Genomic DNA, 12,949 nt, shown 5'->3' on the forward strand with positions numbered 1-12,949 from the left:
CCGATGCGCGTCGACCTCTTTGACTTCGACCTGCCGGAGGAGCGCATCGCGCTTCGCCCGGCAGAACCGCGCGACAGCGCCAAAATGCTGGTGGTCAAGCCAGGCAAGGGGCTGGAGGACAGGACGGTTGGCGACCTGCCATCCTTGCTCCGCGCCGGCGACGTGCTGGTTTTCAACGACACCAAGGTCATTCCGGCGCAGTTGAAAGGCATCAGGCGGCGCGGCGAAGCACAGTCGCAGGTCGAGGCCACGCTGCACATGCGCATGGCGCCGGACCGCTGGCTGGCCTTCATGCGGCCGGGCAAGCGGATTGCCGCCGGCGACCGCATCCATTTCGGCCATGACGGCAATTCCTGTTTCCTCGGCCAGCTCGACGCCACCGTGATCGAAAAAGGCGAGGGCGGCGAAGCGCTGCTCGGCTTTGATCTATCCGGTCCTTTCCTCGACGAAGCGCTGCACGCGGTCGGCCACATTCCACTACCGCCCTACATCGCCTCGAAGCGCGATGACGACGAGCGCGATCGTGCCGACTACCAGACCATCTATGCCCGGGAAGAAGGCGCGGTAGCGGCGCCCACCGCGGGCCTGCACTTCACGCCGGCGCTTTTCGCGGCGCTGGACGCCAAAGGGGTCGAACGCCGCTTCGTCACCTTGCATGTGGGCGCCGGCACGTTCCTGCCGGTCAAGGCGGACGATACCGCGGACCATAAGATGCATGCCGAGATCGGCTCGGTCAGCCAGGCGACCGCCGATGCGCTCAATGCGGCGAAGGCGAGGGGCGGGCGCGTCATTGCCGTCGGTACGACCTCGCTGCGCCTGCTCGAGAGTGCGGCGCGTGAGGACGGCACGCTGGCGCCATGGTCCGGACCGACCGACATCTTCATCACGCCCGGCTACCGCTTTCGCACGGCCGACATGCTGATGACCAACTTCCATCTGCCGCGCTCGACGCTGTTCATGCTGGTCTCGGCTTTCAGTGGCCTCGACACGATGAGTGCCGCCTATGCACATGCCATCGAGAGCGGTTACAGGTTCTATTCCTATGGAGACGCCAGTCTTCTGTTCAGGGAGGAGAACGATGGACGATGATCTGCAAACCTTCGACCGCGACAGGCTGATCGCGGAAGTGAAAAGGCTGCGCGCCGGCATTCGCGCGCACCGCGATACATCAGGTCATGACCTCTGCTGGCATCACCCCGATCTGTGGGACCTGCTGCCGGAAAGGACCGAGCCGTCAATCGCGGTGCCGCCCTGGCCAAAATTCATGCGCGGCTGCATCCAGTACCGTCAGTCGCTCGACGAGCAGGCGCCGGATGCGCCGGTATTCGACAAGGAATTCAATGGCTGAGAATTTCACCTTCAGGGTGTTGGCGACCGATGGCAAGGCGCGGCGCGGCCTGATCGACATGCCGCGCGGCGAGATTCGCACGCCGGCCTTCATGCCGGTCGGCACCGGTGGCACGGTCAAAGCCATGTACATGGACCAGGTGCGCGGCGTTGGTGCCGACATCATCCTGGGCAACACCTATCACCTGATGTTGCGGCCCGGGGCCGAGCGCGTGGCGCGGCTCGGCGGTCTGCACGAATTCGCCCGCTGGCCGCACCCGATCCTGACCGACAGCGGCGGTTTTCAGGTGATGTCGCTGTCGAAGCTGAGGAAGCTGACGGAAAAGGGCGTCACCTTCCGCTCTCACATCGATGGTGCGGCCTACGAGATGTCGCCGGAGCGCTCGATCGAAATTCAAGGTCTGCTCGATTCCGACATCCAGATGCAACTCGACGAATGCACCGCGTTGCCGGCCGAGATCAAGGAGATCGAGCGCGCCATGGAGCTGTCGCTGCGCTGGGCGGAGCGCTGCAAGACGGCGTTCGGCGACCAGCCGGGCAAAGCGATGTTCGGCATCGTGCAGGGTGGTGACAACGCGGCGCTCAGGGTTCGCTCGGCACAGGCGCTGAGCGCGATGGAGCTCAAGGGCTATGCTGTCGGCGGCTTGGCCGTCGGCGAGCCGCAGGCGGTGATGCTCGACATGCTCGACATCACCTGTCCCGAACTGCCAGATAACAAGCCACGCTATCTGATGGGCGTGGGAACCCCGGACGATATCCTGAAATCGGTTGCCCGCGGCATCGACATGTTCGATTGCGTGATGCCGACGCGCGCCGGCCGGCACGGCCTGGCCTATACGAGGCGCGGCAAGGTCAACCTGCGCAACGCCCGCCATGCCGACGATCCGCACCCGCTCGATGAAGAGAGCGACTGCCCGGCAGCCAGGGATTATTCGCGTGCCTATCTGCACCATCTGGTGCGCTCGCAGGAGGCGCTCGGCGCGATGCTGCTGACCTGGAACAACCTGTCCTACTACCAGAAGCTGATGCAGGAGATCCGCGCCGCGATCGAAACCGGCACCTTCGAGACGCGCGGGGCCGAGATTTCCGAGGGCTGGGCGAGGGGCGATATCCCGGCGCTGTAAACCCGTTCAGGTGCTGAGCGAGTTCGACGCCCGCAGGCTGCAGCCGGTGATCTGGAATGTGCCGTCAGGCTGCTGCTGCAGCGTGTAGACCGCCTCATAATCCTTGCCGTCAGGGCCGACGATCAGTACCTGCTGGACGATAGAACCGGGACCAGTCTGCTCGACCTTACCGAAAGCGTAGGACTGGGGTTTGCGCACAGGCGGGTAGCCATTGGTCACCATATTCATGAAGGCATCGACGGTCGGGAATATCTGCTTCACGTTCGGGGCGGCAAAGCTGTAGGCCTTGGCCCCGTCATCGGCGATGAGGGCCTTCAACTGACTGTCGATGACGGCCTGACCAGCCTTGATCTTGGCATCTCCGGCAGACGCCTGGAAAGCCAGCATGAGCGAAACGAACGCGAATGCGAAAAAGCCGCGGCGCATGGCTTGTCTCCACCGTCCTCGAACCGCCTCCAGAAGTTCCAGGAGACATCCTAACATACGTGCCAGGGCGCCTCACGGTTTCAGCGGCCGCCAATATTCGTCGCGCCTCGGTGCAGAAGCCATGCACGAACGATATTGCAGGGCATGCCCGCGCTGGTGATCGGCGGCAGGCTCTGCAAGCACGGCATGCCGGTTGCGGGGCCGCGCGAGGCGGTGGCCGGGACCCCCGCGCCGGCTAAGCGCGCATTCCAGTGCTTGAAAGGCTGCCTCCAGTCTGCCAGAAGGGCCGCTTGGACCTGGAAGTTTAGCGGGACGAAGCCATGAAGGCGTTTTTCGTGCAGATCAAATGCGAGCTGGGCAAATCCTATGAGGTTGCCAGCGCGCTTGCCGACGCCGAGATCGCCTCGGAAATCTACTCCACCGCCGGCAACTACGATCTGCTCGCCAAATTCTATGTCGACGACGAAGAAGACGTCGGCCATTTCGTCAACGAGAAGGTGCAGATTCTTCCCGGCATCAAGGACACGTTCACCGTCGTCACCTTCCGCGCCTTCTAGCAGTGCGAGGCGGTTGCCCGGGCACGAGGCAAAGGCTGATCAAGCTTGTATTTGGGCTGCCTTAATTTTGGGCAGCCGCAACATACTAATCGTCCGCTTCCCCCAAATCACCGATTGCGCTTGATTTTCTCCCGCGACGCCAGTGAAATGGCTTCACAGGGGAGTATGCGATTGGCAGCGTTCGATGAAATGCTTCCGGAAGTCTCCGGATTGAGAAGACCGTATTCGGCTTACGATCGCTGGCTGAAGGAGCAGGATCCAGCCAGGCTTACCGAGAAGATGCAGGACGCCGAACGCGTCTTTCGCAAGACTGGCATTACCTTCGCCGTCTATGGCGAACAGGAAGCCTCCGAGCGGCTGATCCCGTTCGACATCGTCCCTCGCATCATTTCAGGCAATGAGTGGCGGCGCCTGACGCAGGGCATCGAGCAGCGCGTCCAGGCGCTGAACGCCTTCCTCGACGACATCTACCATCGCCAGGAAATCCTGCGCGCCGGCCGCGTCCCAAGGGATCTGATCGCCAGGAACGAGGCCTTCCTGCCGGAGATGATCGGCGTGCGGCCGCCGGCCGGCGTCTATACCCACATTATCGGCGTCGACATCGTTCGCATCAGCGAGGACGAGTTCTACGTTCTGGAAGACAATGCGCGCACGCCGTCCGGTGTCTCCTACATGCTGGAGAACCGCGAAACGATGATGCAGCTGTTCCCCGAGTTGTTCCAGAAGATCAAGGTGCGGCCAGTGGAGAACTATCCGCAGCTGCTGCGCCAGTCGCTGGCGGCCGTGCGGCCGCAGAACACCAAGGGTGCCCCAACCATTGCGGTGCTGACGCCGGGCAGTTTCAATTCCGCCTATTTCGAACACGCTTTCCTTGCCGACCAGATGGGTGTGCAGCTTGTAGAGGGCCAGGACCTGCGCGTCGTCGACGGCCATGTCGCGATGCGCACCACCGAAGGCTACAAGCAGATCGACGTGCTTTACCGCCGCGTCGATGATTCCTTCCTCGATCCGCTGACTTTCAGGCCGGATTCAGCGCTTGGCATACCCGGCATCATGGATGTCTATCGCGCCGGCAATATCACCATCGCCAATGCGCCCGGCACGGGTATCGCCGACGACAAGGCGATCTATTCCTATATGCCCGAGATCGTCGAATTCTACACCGGCCGCAAGGCGATCCTCGGCAACATCCCGACCTGGCGCTGTTCGGAACCGGACAGCCTGAAATATGTGCTCGAGCACATCCACGAACTGGTGATCAAGGAAGTGCATGGTTCCGGCGGCTACGGCATGCTGGTCGGCCCGGCGGCGACCAAGAAGGAATGTCAGGATTTCGCCAAGAAGCTGCAGGCCAAACCGTCTAATTACATCGCCCAGCCGACGCTCGCGCTCTCGACCTGTCCGATCCTGACTGAAAAGGGGCTGGCGCCGCGCCACGTCGATCTCAGGCCCTACGTCCTGGTCTCGGATCGCATCCAGATCGTGCCCGGCGGGCTGACGCGGGTGGCGCTGAAGGAAGGCTCACTGGTGGTGAATTCCTCCCAGGGCGGCGGGACGAAAGATACCTGGGTGCTGGATGATTGAGCTGAGCCGGTAGGGATTAGCGATTAGTGAGTAGTGAGTAGTGAGTAGTCAGCTACAGAGGGAAAGCGCATGCCATATCTCATATGGATTCAACTATTTAGTACTGACTACTCACTGATCCCTACTCACTAGCCCAAGGGCCTTCCCATGCTTCTCGGCCGCACCGCCAACGGGCTCTACTGGATGAACCGCTATATTGAGCGGGCGGAAAACATGGCGCGGCTGGTCGACGCCGGGCTGCGCATGGCGCTCACTCGCACCCAGAGCGCGTCGGAGGAGTGGAATTCGGTGCTGCTCAGCGCCGGCTCAGACATCACCTTCAAGCAGAAATACCCGGACTATACCGCGGCCAATGTCTCCGATTTTCTCTTGCGCGACACGTCGAACCCATCGAGCACGATGTCGTCGATCGAGACCGCCCGCAACAATGCGCGCATGGTGCGCACCGCGCTGACGCGCGAGACATGGGAGAGCATCAACGAAGCCTGGATGGCGCTGAAACGGATGCTGGCGAGGCCGATCGACGAGCGCGACCTGCCCAACGTGCTCGACGCGATCAAGCGCGAGACAGCGCTGATCCGCGGCTCGTTTTACGGCACCATGCTGCGCAACGAGATCTTCGATTTCTCGCAGCTCGGCACCTATGTCGAGCGCGCCGACAACACCGCGCGCATCCTCGACGTGAAATACTACGTGCTGTTGCCGTCGATCTCCTGGGTCGGCTCGACGCTCGACAACTATCAGTGGGAATCGATCCTGCGCTCGGTGTCGGCGCATCGCTCGTATCGCTGGGTTTATGATGCCGACTATAAGCCGACCAACATCGCCGACTACCTGATTCTCAACGTCCGCATGCCGCGATCGCTGACCTTCTGCTATCGCTTCCTGGCAGAGCATCTGAAGTTCCTGGGCGACGACTATGGCGAGCGCCATGCCTGCCATGCGACGGCGCAAAACACGCAGGCAATGCTGCAAGCAGGATCGATCAAGGACATATTCGATGCCGGGCTGCACGAGTTCCTGGCCGGGTTCATTCGCGACAACACCAGGCTCGGCGACGAGATCGCGCAGGACTACAGGTTTTATTGAGCATGATGCCGGGAAGTGGATATCGGTTTTCGCTAGAGATCATGCACGCGAACGGAAGATGGCCATGCGGCTGAAAATCACGCACCGGACCGAATACCGCTACGACGCACCGGTGCAGTATTTGCTCCAGAGGCTGCGGCTGCTTCCCGTGAGCGGGCCGACTCAGACCGTGCTGTCCTGGGCGCTGAAGGTCGAGGGTGCGCGCGAGGAAGTGCGATTTACCGATCATTACGGCAACGACAACAGGCTGTTGAGCGTCGAGGGTGACCACGACTTCATCACAGTCGAAGCGTTGGGCGAGGTGGTGACGCGCGATACATCGGGTGTTTGTGGGCCTCATCAAGGCTTCGCGCCACTCTGGTTGTTCGCGCAGGAGACCGCTTTGACCACCATAGGCGGCGGCATCCGTGATCTTACCGAGGCGGTCGGCAAGGGCACCGACCTTGACAGGCTGCACCGGCTGATGGCTGCCATTGGCGAGCGCGTCGCCTACACGCCGGGAACAACCAATGCGACGACCTCGGCCGAGGAAGCTTTGGTACTGAAAACCGGAGTCTGCCAGGACCATAGCCACATCTTTGCCGCCGCCGCGCGCGCCATGGGATTTCCGGCCCGTTATGTCAGCGGCTATCTGATGATGGATGCAGTGGAGCAGGCAGCAAGCCACGCCTGGGCAGAAGCGCATGTCGCGGGCCTCGGCTGGGTTGCCTTCGATCCCGCCAACGGTATTTCTCCCGACGAACGCTATGTGAAGGTGGCCACCGGCCGCGACTACCGTGACGCTTCGCCTGTGTCGGGAATTCGACTGGGACAGGCGGAAGAACTGCTTGCGGTCACCGTCACGGTAGAGCAGTAATCCCCCAGGGATTACCGCCTTAAGAGATTCCATGACCTATTGCGTCGGCCTTAAGATCGATCGCGGGCTCGTGTTCATGTCGGACACGCGCACCAATGCCGGTATGGATTCGATCTCGACCTTCAAGAAGATGCATGTCTGGGAACAGCCGGGCGAGCGCGTCATCGTGCTGATGTCGGCTGGCAACCTGGCGACGACACAGGCCGTGGTCAGCCTGCTCGACGAACGCACAAAGGCGGTGACCGACCGTCATGAGAAGCTGCTCGAGACGCCATCCATGTACCAGACGGTGCGGCTGCTCGGCGACACGGTGAAGGAAGTGATCGCGCAATCGTCGCCCGCCGGCGAGAAGGCCGATTCCTATTTCAATGCTTCCTTCATCCTGGGCGGGCAGATCAAGGGCAGCCCGCCACGCCTGTTCATGATCTACCCCGAAGGCAATTTCATTGAGTCGACCGAGGACACGCCGTTCTTCCAGATCGGAGAAACCAAGTACGGCAAGCCGATCATCATTCGCGCCTACGAAAAGACGATGAGCCTGGCCGAGACGGTGAAACTGCTTCTGGTGTCGTTCGATTCGACGCTGAAGTCGAACCTGTCGGTCGGCCTGCCGCTCGACCTGCTTTTCCTGGAGCAGGACGCCTTTCAGGTCGGCCTTAAAAAGCGGATCGGCCAGGACGACCAGTATTACCGCACGATCTCCGATGGATGGTCGAATGCGCTGAAGACGGCCTTCGCCAGCCTGCCGGATTTTCCTGGCTAGTCCGAATATCTCGCCGCCCGTCGGCGGCTTCAAATATTTCACATGGTGACTAATATCCGATCTTGAGGAGCCGGCGGCTACCACCGGCAGCGAATGACCTGTCGGGAGGACAAGATGAACAATGATGATTTCCGGCAATGGTCGCAACGCGCCGCTGATTGGGGCGCCGACTATCGCAACAATTTGCGTGAGCGGCCGGTGCGGCCGCTGATCGAGCCGGGCGACATTTTCAGGAGCATCGAGGCGTCGCCGCCCGAAGACGCGGAGTCGATGGACAGGATTTTCGCCGATTTCCAAGAGAAGATCGTGCCGGGGATGACGCATTGGCAGCACCCGCGCTTCTTCGCCTATTTCCCGGCCAACGCGGCGCCGGTCTCGGTGGTGGCTGAATATCTGGTGTCGGCGATGGCCGCGCAATGCATGCTCTGGCAGACCTCGCCGGCGGCGACCGAGCTTGAAATGCGGACCGTCGACTGGATGCGCCAGGCGCTCGGCCTGCCGGAAGGATTCTCCGGCGTTATCCAGGATTCGGCCTCGTCGGCGACACTCAACGCGGTGTTGACGATGCGCGAGCGGGCGCTGGACTGGCAAGGCAACAAAAAAGGATTGGCCGGGCAGGGCCGATTGCGCATCTATTCCTCCGATCAGGTGCACACTTCGATCGATCGGGCGATCTGGGTGTCAGGCATAGGCGAGGACAATCTCGTGCGCATTCCTGTCGCCGGCCGTTTTCGCGCCATGGACGCAGCCGCACTCGACGCGGCAATCGTCGCCGACCGCGCGGCCGGCATGTTGCCCGCCGGCATCATCGCCAGCGTCGGCGGCACCAGCACCGGGGGCACGGACGATATTGCAGCAATTGCGGCAGTCGCCGGTCGGCATGGGCTCTACCTGCATGTCGATGCCGCCTGGGCCGGGTCGGCGATGATCTGCCCGGAGTACCGGCATTTCTGGGCTGGCGCCGAGCTGGCGGATTCCATCGTCTTCAACCCCCACAAATGGCTGGGCGCGCAATTCGACTGCTCGATGCAGTTCATTCGCCAGCCCGAGGACCTCGTTCGCACGCTGGCCATCAAGCCCGAATTCCTTAAGACACATGGCCGCGACGGCATCATCAACTATTCCGAATGGTCGGTGCCGCTTGGTCGGCGCTTCCGGGCGCTGAAGCTTTGGTTTCTGCTGCGCGCGCATGGACTGGAAAACCTGCGAACCATGATCCGCAACCATGTCGCCTGGAGCGAGGGCCTTGCCGCTCGGCTGGCAAGGGAGGTGGATTTCGAGATCGTCACCGAGCCGATGCTGTCGCTGTTTTCGTTCCGGCACAAGGCTGCCTCGGGCGCCGATGCCGACGAGCACAATCTGCGGCTCGTCAATGCGATCAACGACGATGGCCGCATCTACCTGACGCAAACGAAGGTCGATGGAAAGGTGGCGATCCGCTTCCAGGTCGGCCAGTTCGACGCGACGGCGGGAGACGTCGATGCCGCTTTCACCGCCATTACCGAAATTGCGCGTGCCACGGCCTGAAAGGCTGGATGAAGGTGGCACCGAGGTTCACCCGTACAATCATCAGATTTCGTTAGCCGGCTTGCACCTTTTCATCGGTTTCGTTTTCTATTATAAGCAAGAAAAACGAAAACGGGAGCTTGCCTTATGTATCTGTCGCCGCGCCATGCCGAGATCATCCAGATGGCCAAGGACAACGGCCGCGTGCTGGTTGATGACCTGGCCACGCATTTCAACGTGACGCCGCAGACCATACGCAAGGACCTCAACGACTTGTGCGACCAGCGGCTGCTTTCGCGTGTCCATGGCGGCGCCTTGTTCCCGTCCGGTATCGAGAACATGGAGTATGAAGCCAGGCGCAAGATCGCGGCCGACGAGAAGGAAGCGATAGGCCGCGCGGCGGCCAGGCTGATCCCCGACAACGCCTCGCTGTTCATCAACATCGGCACCACGACAGAGGCGGTCAGCAAGGCGCTACTCGATCACGACGGCCTGATGGTCATCACCAATAACATCAATGTTGCCAATAGGATGCGCATCTATCCCTCGATCGAGGTGGTGATTGCGGGCGGCGTGGTGCGCGGCTCCGACGGGGGTGTTGTCGGCGAGGCGGCGGTCGATTTCATCAGGCAGTTCAAGGTCGACTACGCTGTCATCGGCGCCTCGGCTATCGATCATGATGGCGCGCTGCTCGATTTTGATTTCCGCGAGGTGAAGGTGGCGCAAGCGATCATCGCCAACGCCAGGCACGTCATCCTGGTTTCCGACCAGACCAAGTTCGAACGCACGGCGCCTGTGCGTATCGGCCATCTGTCGCAGGTCAACACCTTCATCACCGATCGCTGCGACATCCCGTCCGTGCGCAAGATCTGCCAGGAGGCCGAGGTTCAGCTCATCGAGACGTCGCTTGGCTGACGCAATTCACGGTCTTCTCACAGGCGTGTGATATTTCGTTTGACATTCGTTATGAGTTCGAAATAATTCCGCCACGGTTTCGCAAAAGAGCAAAAATGGTGCAATGCGAAATCGTGGAGGAGCTAGGTGGACACATCTTCAGTCCGGGACATTTTCGTCATAGGTGGCGGCATCAACGGCTGCGGCATCGCCCGCGATGCCGTGGGACGCGGGTTCTCGGTCTTTCTCGCCGAAATGAACGATCTCGCCAGCGGAACCTCGTCCGGTTCGACCAAGCTGATCCATGGCGGGCTGCGCTATCTCGAATTCTATGAATTCCGCCTGGTGCGCGAGGCGCTGATGGAGCGCGAGGTTCTGTGGAAGAACGCTCCGCACATCATCTGGCCGATGCGCTTCGTGCTGCCCTATGCCAAGGGCCTGCGCCCGGCCTGGCTGATCCGGCTCGGCCTTTTCCTTTACGACCACATCGGCGGGCGCAAGTTGCTGCCGGCGACCAGAACGCTCGACATGGCAAGCGACCCGGCGGGCAAGCCTTTGAAGCCGCTGTTCAAAAAGGCTTTCGAATATTCGGATGGCTGGGTCAACGATGCGCGGCTGGTAGCGCTGAATGCTCGTGACGCCGCTGACCGGGGCGCAACGATCCGGACTCGCACCAAAGTGGTTGGAGCGCGCCGCGAGGGCGGAATCTGGGCGATAAAGATCGAGGACCTGCGGACCGGCGAGACCGACGAGGTCAAGGCACGGTTGCTGGTCAATGCGGCGGGTCCTTGGGTCGACCACGTGCTGTCCGGCGTCGTCGGCCTCAACGACGTGCACAATGTCCGCCTCGTGCAGGGCAGCCACATCGTCATCGCCAAGAAGTTCGACGACCCGCGCGCCTATTTCTTCCAGAACAGGGACGGCCGCATCATCTTCGCCATCCCCTACGAAGACGAGTTCACGCTGATCGGCACCACCGACCAGGATTATCCCGGCGACCCACACGATGTGAGGATCAGCGACACCGAGATCGACTATCTCTGTGCCGCGGCGAGCGAGTATTTCGCGGTTCCCGTCAAGCGTTCCGACATCGTCTGGACCTATTCGGCCGTGCGTCCGCTCTACGATGACGGCGCCTCCAAGGCGCAGGAAGCGACACGTGACTATGTGCTGAAGGCGGATGGCGGCGACGGCGCCGCGCCGCTGGTCAACGCGTTTGGCGGCAAGATCACCACCTATCGCCGGCTGTCGGAATCGATGCTGGAGAAGATCGAAGGTTTTCTCGGCAAGCGCGGCAAGCCGTGGACATCAGATGCGCCGCTGCCGGGCGGCGATTTTCCGGCCACGGGTTTCGATGCGCAGGTGGCGAAGCTGAAAAGCGCCTATCCTTTCCTCGACCAGCGCTTGGCGCGCCGGCTGACGAGGCTCTATGGAACGCGTGTACAGGTGCTGCTCGGCTTGGCCAAGTCGATTGCCGATCTCGGCCGCAATTTCGGTGGCGATCTCCACGAAGCCGAGGTGCGCTATCTCGTTGAAAACGAATGGGCTGTGACGGCGGAAGACGTGCTGTGGCGGCGAACCAAGCGCGGCCTGCATCTTAACCGCGAGCAGGTCGCGGCACTCGATGAATTCATGCGCGGCATAAGCCGGCAGCACGTCGCGGCCGCCGAATGAAGAGGTTTTGAGCTGATGCGGAAAGCCTGGGAGGAGGCGTCATGCTGGAACTGAGGAACGTCACCAAGACGGTCGGTGCGGTCGAGCACATCCGCGACGTGTCGCTGACGCTTCAGCACGGCTCGCTCAACGTTTTGCTCGGGCCCACACTTTCAGGCAAGACCAGCCTGATGCGGCTGATGGCCGGCCTCGATGTGCCGACCTCCGGCTCGGTCTGGTTCGACGGCCGGAATGTCACTGGCACGCCTGTGCAGAAGCGCAAGATCGCCATGGTCTACCAGCAGTTCATCAATTATCCGGCGATGACCGTCTATGACAACATCGCCTCACCCCTCAAGGTGGCCGGCGTCGAGCAGGGCAAGATCGACAGCCAGGTGCGCGAAGCGGCGGCACTCCTCAAACTGACCCCCTATCTCGACCGCACGCCGCTCAATCTGTCGGGCGGGCAGCAGCAGCGCACCGCGCTGGCGCGCGCCATCGTCAAGAATGCCAGCCTTGTGCTGCTCGACGAACCGCTTGCAAATCTCGACTACAAATTGCGCGAGGAATTGCGAGCCGAACTGCCGAGGATATTCGCGGCCGCCGGTACCATCTTCGTCTATGCCACCACCGAGCCACATGAGGCCCTGCTGCTCGGCGGCAATACGGCAACGCTGTCGGAAGGCCGCATCACCCAGTTTGGGCCGACCATCGACGTGTTCCGCAAACCGGTCGACCTGGTGACGGCGAAGACCTTCGCCGATCCGCCGCTCAACACCATCGTGCTGGCCAAGAAGGGGGCGGATTTTCTGCTGGAGGGCGGCGTCAAGCTGCCGGTGCCCGCTGATCTCGTCGGCATCGCCGATGCGAACTATACGGTCGGCTTCCAGCCGCACCATCTTTCGCTCGACCGGCCCAATGCCTCCGCGGTGCCGGTGCGGGCGAAAGTCACCATCACGGAAATCACCGGGTCCGAAAGCTTCATCCATCTCGACTTTGCCGATGTGCGCTGGGTGATGTTGACCCATGGCATCAGGGATTTCGAGACAGACGCGGTGGTCGAAGTGTTCATCGATCCACGTCACATCATGGTCTTCGACGAGCACGGCCGGGCCGTGACCGCGCCGAAGCTGGCGGCTTGAGGAGGACG

The 12,949-nt window shown here is 61.7% G+C and carries 13 protein-coding genes; 12 read left to right on the forward strand and 1 reads right to left on the reverse strand.

The features are described from left to right. The first annotated feature begins 3 nt into the window (after nucleotides 1-3). The 3 genes from queA to tgt are packed head-to-tail and all read left to right on the forward strand — an operon-like array spanning nucleotide 4 to nucleotide 2,471. Complete coding sequence (gene queA / locus FJ950_RS08030; RefSeq protein ID WP_140616326.1) at nucleotides 4-1,089, forward strand: tRNA preQ1(34) S-adenosylmethionine ribosyltransferase-isomerase QueA; 1,086 nt, start codon at nucleotides 4-6, stop codon at nucleotides 1,087-1,089. Next, on the forward strand, nucleotides 1,079-1,348 hold the full coding sequence (locus FJ950_RS08035) for a hypothetical protein (RefSeq protein ID WP_140616328.1): 270 nt from the start codon (nucleotides 1,079-1,081) through the stop codon (nucleotides 1,346-1,348). The genes queA and FJ950_RS08035 overlap by 11 nt, the downstream gene beginning before the upstream one ends. Further along, nucleotides 1,341-2,471, forward strand: a complete 1,131-nt coding sequence (gene tgt, locus FJ950_RS08040; protein ID WP_140616330.1) for a tRNA guanosine(34) transglycosylase Tgt — start codon at nucleotides 1,341-1,343, stop codon at nucleotides 2,469-2,471. Before FJ950_RS08035 ends, tgt begins: the two co-directional genes overlap by 8 nt. A gap of 6 nt (nucleotides 2,472-2,477) precedes the next feature. Here tgt and FJ950_RS08045 read toward each other — a convergent pair whose 3' ends face one another. Next, the gene (locus FJ950_RS08045) at nucleotides 2,478-2,897 is read right to left on the reverse strand and encodes a DUF4864 domain-containing protein (RefSeq protein WP_140616331.1); all 420 of its coding nucleotides are present in this window, start codon (nucleotides 2,895-2,897) and stop codon (nucleotides 2,478-2,480) included. Between the two features lie 320 nt (nucleotides 2,898-3,217). On the opposite strand from FJ950_RS08045, the gene FJ950_RS08050 reads away from it, so the two are divergent. The 9 genes from FJ950_RS08050 to FJ950_RS08090 all read left to right on the forward strand — a co-directional run bounded on the left by FJ950_RS08050 (nucleotide 3,218) and on the right by FJ950_RS08090 (nucleotide 12,941). Further along, a complete protein-coding gene (locus FJ950_RS08050; RefSeq protein WP_010909609.1) occupies nucleotides 3,218-3,454 on the forward strand; it encodes an Lrp/AsnC family transcriptional regulator in 237 nt (78 codons plus the stop codon). Nucleotides 3,455-3,625: 171 nt separating this feature from the next. Beyond that, nucleotides 3,626-5,038 carry a circularly permuted type 2 ATP-grasp protein gene (locus FJ950_RS08055; protein ID WP_181166272.1) on the forward strand — a complete coding sequence of 471 codons (1,413 nt, stop codon included), beginning with the start codon at nucleotides 3,626-3,628 and terminating at the stop codon, nucleotides 5,036-5,038. Between the two features lie 147 nt (nucleotides 5,039-5,185). Beyond that, a complete protein-coding gene (locus FJ950_RS08060; protein ID WP_140616333.1) occupies nucleotides 5,186-6,127 on the forward strand; it encodes an alpha-E domain-containing protein in 942 nt (313 codons plus the stop codon). A 64-nt stretch (nucleotides 6,128-6,191) separates the two neighbouring features. Then, nucleotides 6,192-6,983, forward strand: coding sequence for a transglutaminase family protein (locus FJ950_RS08065; RefSeq protein ID WP_015317728.1), 792 nt, complete (start codon nucleotides 6,192-6,194; stop codon nucleotides 6,981-6,983). A 31-nt stretch (nucleotides 6,984-7,014) separates the two neighbouring features. Then, a complete protein-coding gene (locus FJ950_RS08070) occupies nucleotides 7,015-7,746 on the forward strand; it encodes a peptidase (RefSeq protein ID WP_023773863.1) in 732 nt (243 codons plus the stop codon). A 114-nt stretch (nucleotides 7,747-7,860) separates the two neighbouring features. Continuing rightward, on the forward strand, nucleotides 7,861-9,273 hold the full coding sequence (locus tag FJ950_RS08075; RefSeq protein ID WP_140616335.1) for a pyridoxal-dependent decarboxylase: 1,413 nt from the start codon (nucleotides 7,861-7,863) through the stop codon (nucleotides 9,271-9,273). A 126-nt stretch (nucleotides 9,274-9,399) separates the two neighbouring features. Beyond that, a complete protein-coding gene (locus tag FJ950_RS08080; RefSeq protein ID WP_015317731.1) occupies nucleotides 9,400-10,167 on the forward strand; it encodes a DeoR/GlpR family DNA-binding transcription regulator in 768 nt (255 codons plus the stop codon). Nucleotides 10,168-10,293: 126 nt separating this feature from the next. Beyond that, nucleotides 10,294-11,820, forward strand: a complete 1,527-nt coding sequence (glpD, locus tag FJ950_RS08085; RefSeq protein ID WP_140616337.1) for a glycerol-3-phosphate dehydrogenase — start codon at nucleotides 10,294-10,296, stop codon at nucleotides 11,818-11,820. Between the two features lie 41 nt (nucleotides 11,821-11,861). Further along, nucleotides 11,862-12,941 carry an ABC transporter ATP-binding protein gene (locus tag FJ950_RS08090; RefSeq protein ID WP_140616339.1) on the forward strand — a complete coding sequence of 360 codons (1,080 nt, stop codon included), beginning with the start codon at nucleotides 11,862-11,864 and terminating at the stop codon, nucleotides 12,939-12,941. The last annotated feature ends 8 nt before the right edge of the window (nucleotides 12,942-12,949 follow it).

It is taken from the genome of Mesorhizobium sp. B2-3-14, assembly GCF_006442175.1.
GTDB classification, from domain to species: domain Bacteria; phylum Pseudomonadota; class Alphaproteobacteria; order Rhizobiales; family Rhizobiaceae; genus Mesorhizobium; species Mesorhizobium australicum.